Annotated in this window: 17 protein-coding genes and 1 riboswitch; of the genes, 15 read left to right on the forward strand and 2 right to left on the reverse strand. The window is 32.9% G+C overall.

Features of this window, described 5'->3' with window-relative positions:
• From GGR97_RS15440 to rlmN, 3 genes are all read left to right on the forward strand, one after another.
• The coding region (locus tag GGR97_RS15440; protein ID WP_167897041.1) for an IS3 family transposase at window positions 1-102 on the forward strand (102 nt) is incomplete at its 5' end.
• A gap of 342 nt (window positions 103-444) precedes the next feature.
• Window positions 445-1,494, forward strand: coding sequence for a tRNA preQ1(34) S-adenosylmethionine ribosyltransferase-isomerase QueA (gene queA / locus GGR97_RS03455; RefSeq protein ID WP_167897042.1), 1,050 nt, complete (start codon window positions 445-447; stop codon window positions 1,492-1,494).
• Between the two features lie 101 nt (window positions 1,495-1,595).
• Window positions 1,596-2,630 carry a 23S rRNA (adenine(2503)-C(2))-methyltransferase RlmN gene (gene rlmN, locus GGR97_RS03460; protein ID WP_167897043.1) on the forward strand — a complete coding sequence of 345 codons (1,035 nt, stop codon included), beginning with the start codon at window positions 1,596-1,598 and terminating at the stop codon, window positions 2,628-2,630.
• A gap of 2 nt (window positions 2,631-2,632) precedes the next feature.
• On the opposite strand, the gene GGR97_RS03465 is transcribed toward rlmN, so the two are convergent.
• Both GGR97_RS03465 and GGR97_RS03470 read right to left on the reverse strand, forming a co-directional pair.
• Complete coding sequence (locus GGR97_RS03465; protein ID WP_167897044.1) at window positions 2,633-2,890, reverse strand: SemiSWEET family sugar transporter; 258 nt, start codon at window positions 2,888-2,890, stop codon at window positions 2,633-2,635.
• Window positions 2,891-3,023: 133 nt separating this feature from the next.
• Entirely contained in the window at window positions 3,024-3,656 is a 633-nt protein-coding gene (locus GGR97_RS03470; protein ID WP_167897045.1) for a hypothetical protein, read from the reverse strand.
• Between the two features lie 105 nt (window positions 3,657-3,761).
• A riboswitch (TPP riboswitch) is annotated at window positions 3,762-3,867 on the forward strand.
• A 102-nt stretch (window positions 3,868-3,969) separates the two neighbouring features.
• Here GGR97_RS03470 and thiS point away from each other — a divergent pair.
• The 12 genes from thiS (at window position 3,970) to GGR97_RS03530 (ending at window position 12,742) form a co-directional block, all read left to right on the forward strand.
• Window positions 3,970-4,173, forward strand: coding sequence for a sulfur carrier protein ThiS (thiS, locus tag GGR97_RS03475; protein WP_167897046.1), 204 nt, complete (start codon window positions 3,970-3,972; stop codon window positions 4,171-4,173).
• Window positions 4,174-4,286: 113 nt separating this feature from the next.
• Window positions 4,287-6,149 carry a phosphomethylpyrimidine synthase ThiC gene (gene thiC / locus GGR97_RS03480; RefSeq protein WP_167897047.1) on the forward strand — a complete coding sequence of 621 codons (1,863 nt, stop codon included), beginning with the start codon at window positions 4,287-4,289 and terminating at the stop codon, window positions 6,147-6,149.
• Between the two features lie 207 nt (window positions 6,150-6,356).
• Window positions 6,357-6,947 carry a thiamine phosphate synthase gene (locus tag GGR97_RS03485; protein WP_167897048.1) on the forward strand — a complete coding sequence of 197 codons (591 nt, stop codon included), beginning with the start codon at window positions 6,357-6,359 and terminating at the stop codon, window positions 6,945-6,947.
• A gap of 30 nt (window positions 6,948-6,977) precedes the next feature.
• Window positions 6,978-7,331 (forward strand): four helix bundle protein, encoded by a 354-nt coding sequence (locus GGR97_RS03490; RefSeq protein ID WP_167897049.1) that lies wholly within the window; start codon window positions 6,978-6,980, stop codon window positions 7,329-7,331.
• A 1-nt stretch (window position 7,332) separates the two neighbouring features.
• Window positions 7,333-8,151, forward strand: coding sequence for a hydroxymethylpyrimidine/phosphomethylpyrimidine kinase (locus tag GGR97_RS03495; protein WP_167897050.1), 819 nt, complete (start codon window positions 7,333-7,335; stop codon window positions 8,149-8,151).
• A 3-nt stretch (window positions 8,152-8,154) separates the two neighbouring features.
• Window positions 8,155-8,526 carry a four helix bundle protein gene (locus tag GGR97_RS03500; RefSeq protein ID WP_167897051.1) on the forward strand — a complete coding sequence of 124 codons (372 nt, stop codon included), beginning with the start codon at window positions 8,155-8,157 and terminating at the stop codon, window positions 8,524-8,526.
• Window positions 8,527-8,568: 42 nt separating this feature from the next.
• Window positions 8,569-9,210 carry a thiamine phosphate synthase gene (thiE, locus tag GGR97_RS03505; RefSeq protein ID WP_167897052.1) on the forward strand — a complete coding sequence of 214 codons (642 nt, stop codon included), beginning with the start codon at window positions 8,569-8,571 and terminating at the stop codon, window positions 9,208-9,210.
• Window positions 9,211-9,297: 87 nt separating this feature from the next.
• On the forward strand, window positions 9,298-10,068 hold the full coding sequence (locus GGR97_RS03510; protein WP_167897053.1) for a thiazole synthase: 771 nt from the start codon (window positions 9,298-9,300) through the stop codon (window positions 10,066-10,068).
• 137 nt (window positions 10,069-10,205) lie between these two features.
• Entirely contained in the window at window positions 10,206-11,318 is a 1,113-nt protein-coding gene (gene thiH / locus GGR97_RS03515) for a 2-iminoacetate synthase ThiH (RefSeq protein ID WP_167897054.1), read from the forward strand.
• Between the two features lie 11 nt (window positions 11,319-11,329).
• Window positions 11,330-11,590 (forward strand): hypothetical protein, encoded by a 261-nt coding sequence (locus GGR97_RS03520; protein ID WP_167897055.1) that lies wholly within the window; start codon window positions 11,330-11,332, stop codon window positions 11,588-11,590.
• Complete coding sequence (pnuC, locus tag GGR97_RS03525) at window positions 11,574-12,212, forward strand: nicotinamide riboside transporter PnuC (protein ID WP_167897056.1); 639 nt, start codon at window positions 11,574-11,576, stop codon at window positions 12,210-12,212. Before GGR97_RS03520 ends, pnuC begins: the two co-directional genes overlap by 17 nt.
• The gene (locus GGR97_RS03530; protein ID WP_167897057.1) at window positions 12,167-12,742 is read left to right on the forward strand and encodes an AAA family ATPase; all 576 of its coding nucleotides are present in this window, start codon (window positions 12,167-12,169) and stop codon (window positions 12,740-12,742) included. The genes pnuC and GGR97_RS03530 overlap by 46 nt, the downstream gene beginning before the upstream one ends.
• Window positions 12,743-12,854 lie beyond the last annotated feature (112 nt).

Here is a 12,854-nt window from a genome sequence, read left to right on the forward strand (position 1 = left end):
TATCCAAAAAAATATAATTCTATTGAGCAATTAGAAAGTGAGATTAAAAACTATATTAGCTATTATAATAATGATAGAATATCAGGGAGACTAAAGGAATGAGCCCGATAAAATATCGAGCTCATTATTCTAATTAGTTTATTATTAACCGTCCAACTTTTGGGGTGCTGTCCAAATAGCTGGCTTTTTTATATCCTTATTTTTACTTAGAGATTAAGAACTCTAAAATTTCACAAAACACTCTTTCTTTAATATTTTAAGCTTTTATTTCCCCAAAAACAAAGACTACTCATAGATATAAAGGTTTCTTTTACATGTTATTTCATTCTACATTCAACCCCTAACCCCTTGTATCTGTTAGCTTTCTGAAAATAAACATCAATATGCTTGACAACCCCTATTCTCAGATTGTATATTTGCATCCTATCTAAAAACAACATATACATGAAGTTATCTGCATTTCATTTTGATTTACCTGAGGAATTGATAGCACAACATCCAGCTGAATATAGAGATGAATCTCGTTTAATGGTATTAAACAGAAAAGAGCAAACTATAGAACATAAGACTTTTAAAGACGTAATTGACTATTTTGACGATGGTGATTTAATGGTCTTAAACAACACTAAAGTTTTCCCTGCTCGTATGTTTGGTAACAAGGAAAAAACGGGAGCTAGAATTGAAGTTTTCTTATTACGCGAATTAAATGCTGAAAACCGTTTGTGGGATGTTTTAGTAGATCCTGCTCGTAAAATTAGAATTGGAAACAAATTATTTTTTGGCGAAGATGATTCTTTAGTTGCTGAAGTAATTGACAACACCACTTCTAGAGGACGTACTTTACGTTTCTTATATGATGGTTCTTACGAAGAGTTTAGACAAAAATTAGAGGATTTAGGAGAAACTCCAATTCCAAAACATATTGACAGAGCTGTTGAACCAGAAGACGAAGAACGTTTTCAAACAATTTATGCTAAAGAAGAAGGAGCTGTTGCAGCACCTACGGCTGGATTACACTTTTCTAAACACCTAATGAAGCGTTTAGAAATTAAAGGTGTTGATTTTGCAGAATTAACTTTACATATTGGTTTAGGTACTTTTAACCCAGTTGAGGTAGAAGATTTGTCTAAACACAAAATGGACTCTGAAAAAATGAGCGTAAGTGAAGAAACTTGTGAAAAAGTAAACAACGCTATCAACTCAAAACGTAGAGTTTGTGCAGTTGGAACAACTGTAATGAGATCTATAGAATCTACGGTTTCATCAAACGGAAGATTAAACCCATACACAGGTTGGACTAATAAATTTATTTTCCCTCCTTACGAGTTTAGCATTGCTAACTGCATGATTACCAACTTACACCCATCTAAATCTACTTTAATGATGCAAGTTGCAGCCTTTGCAGGTTATGATTTTTTAATGAAAGCTTACGAAGAAGCAATTAAAGAAGGATACAAGTTTAGTACTTACGGAGATGCTATGTTGATTATCTAATCCACAGAAACACATACTGCAACATCCCGAAGTTTTACACTTCGGGATTTTTCTTTTACAATAGTTACGTACCTTTGCCAAACAGTTTTACACCATACATTATGTCTAAAAAAGATATTAGAGCCCTTACTAAAGATCAATTAAGAGATTTTTTCGTTGAAAACGGAGACAAAGCTTTTAGAGGTAACCAAATTTACGAATGGTTATGGTCTAAATCTGCTCATACTTTTGATGACATGACTAACATCTCTAAACAAACTAGAGACATGTTAAATGAAAACTTTACTATTAATCATATTGAAGTTGACAATATGCAACGTAGTAAAGACGGTACGGTTAAAAATGCTGTAAGACTTCACGATGGATTAATTGTAGAATCTGTTTTAATTCCAACCGATTCTAGAACTACTGCTTGTGTATCTAGTCAAGTAGGATGTAGTTTAGATTGTGAATTTTGCGCTACGGCTCGTTTAAAACGAATGCGTAATTTAAATGCTGATGAAATTTTTGATCAAGTAGCAGCTATCAATCAAGAAAGTATCAAAACTCATAAACACAAGTTGTCTAATATTGTGTATATGGGAATGGGAGAGCCGTTGATGAACTACAACAATGTAATGAAATCTATAGAAATGATTACCAGTGATGAAGGTTTGGGAATGTCTCCTAAAAGAATTACCGTATCTACTTCTGGTTTACCTAAAATGATTAAAAAATTAGCTGATGATGAAGTAAAATTCAATTTAGCCGTTTCTCTACATTCAGCTATCGAAGAAACTCGTAATAAAATCATGCCTTTTTCTAAGAATTTCCCATTAACAGAGTTACGTGAATCTTTAGAATATTGGTATGCTAAAACACAAAGCAGAATTACTTACGAATATGTGGTATGGAGAGACATTAACGACAAACAGGTTGATATTAATGCCTTGGTTACTTTTTGTTCTTATGTTCCTTGTAAAGTAAACATTATTGAATACAACCCTATTGATGATGGACAGTACCAACAAGCTAGTACAAAAGCTATTGATGATTATGTTTATTCTTTAGAAAAAAACGGAATTGTGGTAAATGTTCGTAGATCTAGAGGTAAAGATATTGATGCTGCTTGTGGACAATTAGCTAATAAAAGTTAAAACTACTTATACTTCATCTTTAACATTAACAACAACAAAGCTCCTAGTGTAAAAAAACTATTGGTTACGTAAATAATAGGATCATCTTTAAAGACTCCATACATCAACCAAAAAAAACCATTTAAAGCTCCTACGCATAACCCAATCCAAGACAAACTGCTAGTATCCTTTTGTTTGTAAGATTTCCATACTTGTGGAAAAAACATACTACTAGAAGTAATTCCTCCCAATACTCCAAAAACAGAAGCTATAGTAATCATTTTATTTTTATTTAAGTTGCAAAGATAACGACATGAAATATAACAACAACTTATGATCAAATATTTATTCTTAAAGTAATCGGAAATGATTAATAAAGAATAACTCACATTTTCTTATTTTAAAAAAACATTATTAAATCTCTCTTTCTAAAACTCTTATGGTCTTACTATCTTCAGAACTCATTTCTAATATTAAAAATGAACCTTCAAAATAGTATTCAAAATCCATAAAACCTTCATCATCATTAAATTCATGGTCATTATAAGAGTATCCTGTATCAAAATTAATTTCCAAATCTTCATACTTAAGAGACAATGCCTTTAACTTAATATTTAAAGTATCATAATTTAAAACAGAACCACTTAAAAACTCTTTAGAATAGTTCTTTTTGTATTGATAACACCCTCCCTCTTCTTTCGCTGGTATAGTAGACTCACGATGAATAGTATTTAGAAATTTATTATTTTCTTCAAAAAACTCCCAATACTCAATATTACTTTGACACTGTAATAAAAACACCTCGTTATCAGTATCACAAATATTAACCATTATAGAATCTCTATTTTTAAAACAAAAATCATCTATATAAGTTGTATCCACCTCTTGAACACCGTTTTCAGTATAAGAATCCACATACCTGACTATCTTCCACTTTCCGTATATTGAAGTCTCTTGTTTTCCAATTTCGTTATCTTGACCAGTATCATTATCACTACAGCTAATTAATAGATAAATTAATGAAAAGATATAAAACACTTTTTTCATCGCTAAATTTTTAGTGTAATATAAGCCAATCTTGAACAATTTCAAATACTAAAAAAACACTATTTCAAATCAATTTCAACAATAATAATATGTATATTTACAACTGATAAGCTTTAGGGGTGTTTTGTAATAGTAAAACCTACAAAACTGAGAGTTACCCTTTGAACCTGAATAAGTTAGAACTTACGTAGGGAAAAGTGAGGTCATAGACCTCTTTTGTTATTAGCATAGCAACGCAATTCTTCGCGTACTATCTTAATCAAGTTTAAGTAGACATCTGTCTGCAAAGGTTATCGCCAAAATATTTTGAATAATGATAACCATAAAAGTAAACAATCAACCCAAAGAAATTTCAGAAAATAATTCTGTTGCTAATTTGTTACATCAATTAGAGCAACCAGAACATGGAATTGCTGTGGCCATTAATCAACAAATTATTACCAAAACAGCTTGGACTACTAAAACCATCAACAATGGTGATGATATTTTGATTATTCAAGCTACACAGGGAGGATAGTTTAATAGTATCTGGTATCAAGATTCAGGTATCAGGTATTTTTCAAACAGTAATAAAAAGTAAATTCAGCAAGGTCTAGATACTAAATACTTGCTACTAGATACAATAAAAAAATGAAAAACAAAGACACGGCACCAAAACAGGACGGAATTACAAGAAATCCATTTCCTAATTCTAAAAAAATTTACGTAGAAGGAAAAATTCATCCACAAATTAAAGTGGCTATGCGTGAAATTTCTTTAAGCGACACAACAGATTCGATGACGAAAAAGAAAACGCCAAACGAACCTGTAACCGTTTACGATACTTCTGGACCTTATACAGATCCTAACAAGGAAATTGACATTCATGCTGGAATTGAAAGAATTAGAGAACAGTGGATTTTAGATCGTGGAGATGTAGAAGAATTAGACGGTTTTTCTTCTAAATATTGTAACGAACGTTTAAACGATAAAAGTTTAGACCACATGCGTTTTAACTTAAAGCACAAACCAAAACGTGCTAAAAAAGGACAAAACGTAACCCAATTACACTACGCTAAAAAAGGAATTATTACGCCAGAAATGGAATACATCGCTATTCGTGAAAACCAACGAATTGACGAAATGACAGAAATTAGAAAGCAACACAAAGGAGAACACTTTGGAGCTTCTATTCCAGATAAAATTACGGCTGAATTTGTACGTTCAGAAGTTGCAAGAGGTCGTGCGGTAATACCATCAAACATCAATCACCCAGAAGCAGAACCTATGATTTTAGGTCGTAACTTCTTGGTAAAAATCAATGCAAACATTGGTAACTCAGCGGTTACTTCATCTATTGAAGAAGAAGTAGAAAAAGCAGTTTGGGCTTGTCGTTGGGGAGCAGATAACATTATGGATTTGTCTACAGGAGAAAACATTCACGAAACTCGTGAGTGGATTGTTCGTAACTCACCCGTGCCAATCGGAACTGTGCCAATTTATCAAGCTTTAGAAAAAGTAAACGGAGTTGCCGAAGATTTAACTTGGGAAATTTTCCGTGACACATTAATTGAGCAAGCAGAACAAGGAGTAGATTACTTTACCATTCATGCTGGAGTTTTATTACGTTACGTTCCTATGACCGCTAATCGTGTAACCGGAATTGTATCTCGTGGAGGATCTATTATGGCAAAATGGTGTTTGGCTCATCATAAAGAAAGTTTTTTATACACGCACTTTGAAGAAATTTGTGAAATCTTAAAATCTTACGATGTTGCTTTTTCTTTAGGAGATGGTTTACGTCCAGGTTCTGTTGCCGATGCTAATGATGCTGCTCAGTTTGCTGAATTAGAAACTTTAGGAGAATTAACACAAATTGCTCGTAAGCATGAGGTTCAGTGTTTTATAGAAGGACCAGGTCACGTGCCAATGCACATGATTAAAGAAAATATGGAAAAGCAAATTGATGTTTGTGACGAAGCTCCTTTTTACACTTTAGGGCCTTTAACTACTGATATTGCTCCAGGATACGATCACATTACCTCTGGTATTGGTGCTGCTATGATTGGTTGGTTTGGTTGTGCTATGTTGTGTTACGTAACACCAAAAGAACACTTAGGATTGCCTAACAAAGAAGACGTTCGTGTAGGTGTGGTTACTTACAAATTAGCGGCTCATGCTGCCGATTTAGCCAAAGGTCATCCAGGTTCTCAGCACAGAGACAATGCCTTGAGTATGGCTCGTTTTGAATTCCGTTGGGAAGATCAGTTTAATTTAGGATTAGATCCAGAACGTGCTTTGGAATATCACGATGAAACGTTGCCTGCCGATGGTGCAAAAGTGGCTCACTTCTGTTCTATGTGTGGACCCAAATTTTGTTCTATGAAAATTTCTCAGGAAGTGCGTGATTTTGCAGCTGAAAATGAAATTACTGACGATAACGAAGTTCTTCAAAAAGGAATGGAAGAAAAATCTCAAGAATTTAAAGAAAAAGGATCAGAAGTTTATCTATAGTATAAGTCGGGAGTTGCTTTAGATGGACATCGAGCGGTGGTTACAGAGCGTAGTCGAAGTAAGTCGAGATGCCCATCTAAAGCCGGGCTTTCGGTACTCGCTTTTTAAAAAGGTGTTCGAGCGGAGTCGAGAATAAGTTTCAGAAAATCACCATTTTAAAAGAGCTCAAACAAAACCTCAATCCCTAACTCAATAGTAATTGACAATATGATCATTTTAATAGCACCCGAGAACGATATACCCAACGAAATTGAAATTCTACATCAACTATTTCAACAAGGTTTAGAGTATTATCATTTTAGAAAACCATACAAAAACTACCAAGAACATTGTGAGTATTTAAATCAGATAAATAAACAATATCATAACAGAATTGTAGTGCATTATTTTCATGAGTTGGTCAACGAATATTCTTTAAAAGGAATTCATTTTCAGGAACAAAAAAGAAGAGATCATTTAGATACTCCTACCGATTATTTTGTCAAACTCAATAATATGTATGGAAAAACCATAAGCTCTTCTTTTCATGAACCTGAGGAACTTGAGAATTGTACTTTTGAATTTGATTATCATTTACTAAGTCCTGTATTTTCATCTATTTCTAAACAAGGATACAATGGTCGTGGTTTTGATGTCAATCACATTGATAAAACAATCATTGGTATGGGTGGAGTTACTACAGAAAATTTAGCCGAATTTGATAAATTAGGTTTTAAAGGAGTGGGTGTTTTAGGTGGTATTTGGAATAGTAAAAACCCAGTGGAAGATTTTAAAAAAATGCAAGCATCTTTTAATTAACAATGAGCAATGAACAAATAACAATAGGCCATGAGCAATAATATTATACTTGATAAAACCTACGACTTTGCTGTTGCAATAGTCAAGCTTTCTCAGCAATTAGTTTCTGAAAAGAAAGAATATGTTTTATCAAAACAAATACTTCGTTCTGGTACTTCTATTGGTGCTAATACAGAAGAAGCTATTGGCGGAATTTCAAAGAAGGATTTTATTGCTAAATTATCGATAGCCTACAAAGAAGCTCGTGAAACTAAATACTGGTTACGAATTTTAAAAGACACCGATTACATTAATCAAGATGAATTTAACCACTATTTCAAAGCCGTTGAAGAAATATTGAAAATTTTATATTCTATAATTAATTCATCTAGAAACAACTTATAACATGAAAATTGATCATTGTTCTTTGCCAATTGCAAATTGTATTTTAACTATTGCAGGGTTTGATCCAAGTTCCGGTGCCGGAATTACTTCAGATATTAAAACATTTGAGGCACATAACTTTTATGGTCTATCTGTATGTACAGCGGTTACGGTTCAGAATGACATCGATTTTAAAAACTGTCATTGGATTCCTACTGATCTTATTTTGAAACAAATAGAAACTTTGTTTGAGCGTTTTAAAATCAACATCGTTAAAATAGGAATCATCCAATCTTGGGAAGTATTATCACTTGTTTTAGATAAATTACACTCGTTAAATTCGGAAATAAAAATCGTTTTAGACCCTATCATCAAAGCAACTGCTGGTTTTGACTTTCACACAGAAGAAAACCAAGATTTGTTAGATAAAATTTGGGGACAGTGTTATATCATCACTCCTAATTATGATGAAATTCAGCTCCTATATCCAAACTTAGATATTGATGACACTCTAGAACATATTTCTAACAAAACCAACATCTATTTAAAAGGCGGACACAGAGAAGATAAAAAAGGTTGGGACGAATTGTATCATAGTGGAATTGTCATGGTAAACATTCCACCAAACGTAGATAAAGTTTTTGATAAACACGGAAGTGGTTGTGTATTATCTTCATCATTAGCTTGTAACCTTGCTTTAGAACAAGAATTAGAAGATGCTTGTAAATTAGCTAAATATTATGTGGAACGTTTTTTAAACTCTAATGAGTCTTTATTAGGAACGCATATTAGAATTCAGAATGAAGAAGTTAAGGATTCAGAAAAGAAATTTAATTTATAAGCTATGGAAAAGACGAATACATTTCAAGATTTAGTTGTTTGGCAAAAAGGCCATCAATTTGTCTTAGAAGTTTATAAAATCACCAAACAATTTCCCAAAGAAGAAATTTACGGATTGACTTCGCAATTTAGAAGAGCAGCCATATCTATCACTGCCAATATTGCTGAAGGTTATAAGAGATTAAGCTATAAGGAAAAATTACGTTTTTATAATATTGCTCAAGCTTCGTTAGAAGAGTGTAAATACTTTTTAATTCTTTCTCGTGATTTAGAGTACACAGATCAATTTCAAAAACTAAATGATTTAATTAACGAAGTAAGTAAAATGCTAAATTCTTACTGTAGGAACATTGCAAACAAAAACAATTATTCTTAACTCCTAAAATTCTCATATTCTTAACTACTGAATTCACACAAAATGATCATCAACAAGCTACATTACATATCTCAAGGAGCAACACCTAAAGAACATTTAGAAAATATTCAGAATGCTTGTCAATCGGGTGCTGAATTGGTACAACTTCGTTTGAAAAATTTATCTGATAAAAAAGTTTTAAAAACAGCTTTAGAAGCTAGAGAAATTACCAATCATTTTCAGACAAGATTAATCATCAACGATCATTATAAAATAGCCAAAGAAGTAAAAGCTGACGGGGTTCATTTAGGGAAAACAGATACCTGCCCTACTGAAGCTAGAAAACATTTATACACTTGGCAAATTATTGGAGGTACCGCAAACACTTTAGAAGATTGTAAAACTTTAATTAACAAAGAGGTTGATTATATTGGTTTGGGACCTTTTAGATTTACCACCACCAAAGAAAATTTAAGTCCTGTTTTAGGTCTAGATGGATACACGGTCATTTTAGAAGAATTACAAACAGAAACTCCCATTATTGCTATTGGAGGAATTACAGAAAACGACATCGCTGAACTTTTAAAAACAGGAGTTTCGGGGATTGCCATGTCTGGAGAAATTACTCGTGATTTTAATAAAATCAGAACCTTTAATAAACTATTACAAGCAGGAAATAGCGAAGAACAAAAGTATGAGTTTTAGATATTCAAAATTTAAAGAGAATGAGTGAGTAGAATACTCTACACAACTACTTAAATTCTTGACTTCTTAACTCCTAAAAAATAAATAATGAACGATATCTTAAAAATAGCAGACAAAGAATTTAATTCTAGACTGTTCACCGGAACAGGAAAATTTAGTTCAAATCATTTAATGTCTGAAGCCTTAATTGCTAGTGATAGTGAATTAATTACTGTTGCTTTAAAACGTGTAGATGTAGATAACGAACAGGATAAAATGCTACAAAGCATTCTACGTCCAAACGTGAATTTATTACCTAACACCTCTGGAGTAAGAGATGCTAAAGAAGCTGTTTTTGCAGCACAATTAGCCAGAGAAGCTTTGGAAACCAATTGGATTAAATTAGAAATTCACCCAGATCCTAGGTATTTATTACCAGATCCTATAGAAACCTTAAAAGCTGCCGAAGAATTGGTAAAACTAGGTTTTGTTGTAATGCCTTATATTCATGCAGATCCTGTTTTGTGTAAAAGATTAGAAGATGTAGGAGTGCAATGTGTAATGCCTTTAGGAGCTCCTATAGGAACCAACAAAGGAATTAAAACGGTTGACTTTTTAGAAATTATTATAGAACAAAGTAATGTTCCTGTAATTGTAGATGCTGGAATTGGAAGTCCATCTCATGCAGCTTATGCTATGGAATTAGGTGCCGATGCTGTTTTGGTAAACACCGCTATTGCTGTTTCTCAGAATCCTGTACAAATGGCCAAAGCTTTTAAAATGGCTGTGGAAGCAGGTAGAATGGCTTTTAATGCAAAATTAGCTAGCGTTAAAAAACATGCAGAAGCAAGCAGTCCGTTAACGAGTTTTTTACAGTAGTAATGTATATAGTAGTTCAGAATTTAAGGAGTTAGAGCTCACAAGTGAGCATGAGTTAAGGAGCAGGTTGCGAAAGTAATGCTCAAATTCTTAATTCCTCATATTCTTAACTTCTTAACTACTAAAAATAAAAAAACATGAACAACACATTTCAAAATCAATTTGACACCTACAATTGGGATGAAACTTTGGCAAGCATCAATGCTAAAACCACTCAAGATGTTGAATATGCGCTTTCTAAAAACAAGCGAGATTTAGAAGATTTTAAAGCATTAATCTCTCCTGCTGCCGCTCCTTATTTAGAGCAAATGGCACAGTTGAGTATGGCAAGTACTAAAAAACGTTTTGGAAACACCATCCAAATGTATGTACCTATGTATTTGTCTAACGAATGTCAGAACATTTGTACGTATTGTGGTTTTAGTATGACCAATAAAATTCCTCGTAGAACATTAACGGATGACGAAATATTAAAAGAAATTGCCTTTATAAAATCTAAAAGATACGATCATATTTTATTGGTTACAGGAGAAGCAAACAAAACGGTTGGTGTTCCTTACATTAAACATGCCATGGAATTGATTAAAGATCAATTTTCTAACATTACCATTGAAGTTCAGCCACTAGACCAACATGAATACGAAGAATTGATTGAGGCTAATTTGTATGCCGTATTGGTGTATCAAGAAACCTATCACAGAGATGAATACAAAAAACATCACCCTAAAGGGAAAAAATCTAATTTTGATTATCGATTAGATACTGCTGATAGATTGGGAAAAGCTGGAGTTCATAAAATAGGATTGGGGGCTTTATTTGGATTAGAAGATTGGAGAGCCGATAGCTTTTTTACTGCTTTGCATTTAAAGTATTTACAAAAGACCTATTGGAAAACAAAATACTCTATCTCCTTCCCTAGATTACGTCCGCACAGTGGCGGATTGGAACCTAAAGTAGAAATGACCGACAAACATTTGGTACAAACCATTTGTGCGTTTAGATTGTTAGATGAAGATGTAGAATTATCAATGAGTACTCGTGAAAGCGAAGTTTTTAGAAACAACATTGTACATTTGGGAATTACTTCTTTAAGTGCCGAGTCTAAAACCAACCCTGGAGGTTATGTAGTAGAACCGCAATCTTTGGAACAATTCGAAATTTCTGACGAAAGACCTACGGAAGAAATTGCTTTGATGTTAGAAAACCAAGGATTAGAACCTGTTTGGAAAGATTGGGAAGCATTTAAATAAAAAACATATTAATGAAAATATCTGTAGAACTTACCTTAACTCCTTTACAAAACGAGTTTGAACAACCTATTATTGATTTTATCATCAAACTAAGAGCCTCAGGATTAACCGTACTAGAAAATCCATTAAGTACTCAGGTATATGGAGATTATGACAAGGTGATGAACTTAATAACTTCTGAACTAAAGAATACCTTTGATTTAATTGACAATGGAATTTTATTCATGAAAATTGTAAAATCAGATCGTAGTGACTATGAGCCATTTTTTTAACCTCTTATTTGGTCAATACGCTGATTACGAAACTTTAGACATTAGCTTAGAAATTATTGCAGTTCTTTTTGGGTTGATATCTGTATTGTTCTCTAAAAAAAATCATGTTTATGTATTTCCTACCGGCATGATTAGCACAGCTATTTTTGTCTATTTGCTTTTTAAATGGCAACTTTTGGGGGACATGCTTATCAATGCATACTACTTTATTATGAGTATTTATGGTTGGTATATTTGGTCTTACAAAAGTGGAGAAAATAACGAAACTCCCATTTCTTCAACAACAGCTTTAGAAAAAAAGAAAAGTGTGGGTATTTTTATAGCCACACTTCTTTTTGTATTTATTGTGTATACTGTTTTTAACAAATGGACTCATTGGACAGCTTATGTAGATACGGTTACTACAGCTATCTTTTTTGTTGGAATGTGGTTAATGGCCAAAAGAAAAATTGAAAATTGGCTTTATTGGATTGTTGGAAATACAATTTCGGTCCCACTCTATTTTTACAAAGGATTTACATTTACTAGTTTTCAGTATTTCGTATTTACATTATTAGCAATTTCAGGATATTTAGCATGGAAAAAGCACTTGAACAACAACCCTCAGAACTCCTTAAAATAGTTTTATTTGGACCAGAAAGCACAGGTAAAACAACCTTGTCTAGACAATTAGCCAAGCATTACAAAACCAATTGGGTAGCTGAATTTTCTAGAGATTACTTACAAGAAAAATGGGATACAGATAAATTAATTTGTGAACCTAAAGACATACTTCCTATTGCTGTTGGACAAATACAGTTAGAAAACAACATGGCTTTAACAGCCTACAAAGTGTTAATTTGTGATACCGATTTGTTAGAAACAAAAGTATACAGCCAACAATACTACAATGGAGTGGTACCTACAGAACTTGAAAAAGCCATCAGCCAAAACACTTACGATTTCTATTTCTTAACCTACATAGACACTCCTTGGGAAGCAGATGATTTACGTGACAAACCCGAGGAAAGAGAAGAAATGTTTAATGCTTTTGAACAAGCTTTAATTACACACAACAAACCTTATCTGCTATTAAAAGGAAACAAAGAAACTCGTTTACATACCGCTATCCATACTATTGATAAACTTCTAACAACAAAGTCTTTAAAATAAAACAGAGCGGTTTCGTTTATTTATCCAACTTTACGCTCTAACTTTGCAGTGTTCTCATAAAGGGGTGCCTATTATTGGCTGAGATCATACCCAACGAACCTAGAACAGGCAA

Source organism: Wenyingzhuangia aestuarii (assembly GCF_011927765.1).
Lineage (GTDB): Bacteria > Bacteroidota > Bacteroidia > Flavobacteriales > Flavobacteriaceae > Wenyingzhuangia > Wenyingzhuangia aestuarii.

Coding starts and splice junctions, on each gene's coding strand:
- queA (WP_167897042.1), top strand. CDS start 445: ATGAAGTTATCTGCATTTCATTTTGATTTACCTGAGGAATTGATAGCA.
- rlmN (WP_167897043.1), top strand. CDS start 1,596: ATGTCTAAAAAAGATATTAGAGCCCTTACTAAAGATCAATTAAGAGAT.
- GGR97_RS03465 (WP_167897044.1), bottom strand. CDS start 2,890: ATGATTACTATAGCTTCTGTTTTTGGAGTATTGGGAGGAATTACTTCT.
- GGR97_RS03470 (WP_167897045.1), bottom strand. CDS start 3,656: ATGAAAAAAGTGTTTTATATCTTTTCATTAATTTATCTATTAATTAGC.
- thiS (WP_167897046.1), top strand. CDS start 3,970: ATGATAACCATAAAAGTAAACAATCAACCCAAAGAAATTTCAGAAAAT.
- thiC (WP_167897047.1), top strand. CDS start 4,287: ATGAAAAACAAAGACACGGCACCAAAACAGGACGGAATTACAAGAAAT.
- GGR97_RS03485 (WP_167897048.1), top strand. CDS start 6,357: ATGATCATTTTAATAGCACCCGAGAACGATATACCCAACGAAATTGAA.
- GGR97_RS03490 (WP_167897049.1), top strand. CDS start 6,978: ATGAGCAATAATATTATACTTGATAAAACCTACGACTTTGCTGTTGCA.
- GGR97_RS03495 (WP_167897050.1), top strand. CDS start 7,333: ATGAAAATTGATCATTGTTCTTTGCCAATTGCAAATTGTATTTTAACT.
- GGR97_RS03500 (WP_167897051.1), top strand. CDS start 8,155: ATGGAAAAGACGAATACATTTCAAGATTTAGTTGTTTGGCAAAAAGGC.
- thiE (WP_167897052.1), top strand. CDS start 8,569: ATGATCATCAACAAGCTACATTACATATCTCAAGGAGCAACACCTAAA.
- GGR97_RS03510 (WP_167897053.1), top strand. CDS start 9,298: ATGAACGATATCTTAAAAATAGCAGACAAAGAATTTAATTCTAGACTG.
- thiH (WP_167897054.1), top strand. CDS start 10,206: ATGAACAACACATTTCAAAATCAATTTGACACCTACAATTGGGATGAA.
- GGR97_RS03520 (WP_167897055.1), top strand. CDS start 11,330: ATGAAAATATCTGTAGAACTTACCTTAACTCCTTTACAAAACGAGTTT.
- pnuC (WP_167897056.1), top strand. CDS start 11,574: ATGAGCCATTTTTTTAACCTCTTATTTGGTCAATACGCTGATTACGAA.
- GGR97_RS03530 (WP_167897057.1), top strand. CDS start 12,167: ATGGAAAAAGCACTTGAACAACAACCCTCAGAACTCCTTAAAATAGTT.